An 844-nucleotide genomic window follows, 5' to 3' on the forward strand; every position below is an offset into this window, starting at 1 on the left:
CCCGCCATAGAGGCGTCGCCGCCGCGTCAGCGCCAGATAGTCGTGCTGGATTTCGGCCAGTGCCATGCTGCCTCCTGGATATGCGAAGGCCGGGCCCTGTGCGGGGCCCGGCCCGGACGGGGTGGCGATCAGTTCATCTCGGCGCGGCGGATGGCGATGATCGTCTCGTATTCCGCGTGGGTGACGGGGCTGAAGCCCGCGGTCTCTCCGGCGGCGACGCCATAGGCGCATTCGGGGTCCGATGCGTGCAGGCCTGCGACCAGGTCGATCATCGTCTGGCGCACGTCCTGGGGCAGATCCTTGCGGACGACCACCGGGCCTTCCGGAATGGGCGAGGATTTCCAGATCTCGACGATGTCGTTCATGTCGACGATGCCCGCATCGGCCGCCTTGCGCAGCGCGCCGGAGTTGTAGCCGTCCTCCCACGCGCCCTGGCCGTCGGCCCAGGTCACGCCCGCGTCGAAATCGCCGTTGACGACGCCGATGATCGACTGTTCGTGCCCGCCCGAAAACGCGATGCGGCTGAAATACTCTCCCTCGGTCATCGAATAGCCCGCCTCGGGCAGTTCCACATTCGGGATCAGGAACCCCGAGGTCGAGTTCGGGTCGGCAAAGGCAAAGCTTTTGCCTTCCATGTCGTCCAGCGAGGTGATGCCGCTGTCGGCGCGCGCGAAGCCGATCGAGTGATAGGTATAGCTGCCGTCCAGGTTGGTCTTGACCAGCACCGGCTCGACCGCCTCGGGGTCGGCGACGTACACGGCGGCATAGGCCGACGCGCCAAGCCATGCCATGTCCAGCGACCCGCCCAGCAGCCCCTGGATGACGCCGTTGTAATCGGCGGGGG

Annotated in this window: 1 protein-coding gene; it reads right to left on the minus strand. The window is 66.8% G+C overall.

All coding sequences use genetic code 11. The annotated features are described in order from the left end of the window. Positions 1–128 precede the first annotated feature (128 nt). Positions 129–844, minus strand: a 716-nt coding sequence (gene phnD / locus TW83_RS17685; protein ID WP_045984104.1) for a phosphate/phosphite/phosphonate ABC transporter substrate-binding protein, incomplete at its 5' end; no start/stop codon positions are given.

The organism is Paracoccus sp. S4493 (assembly GCF_000967735.1).
In the GTDB taxonomy this organism is placed as follows: Bacteria; Pseudomonadota; Alphaproteobacteria; order Rhodobacterales; family Rhodobacteraceae; genus Paracoccus; species Paracoccus marcusii.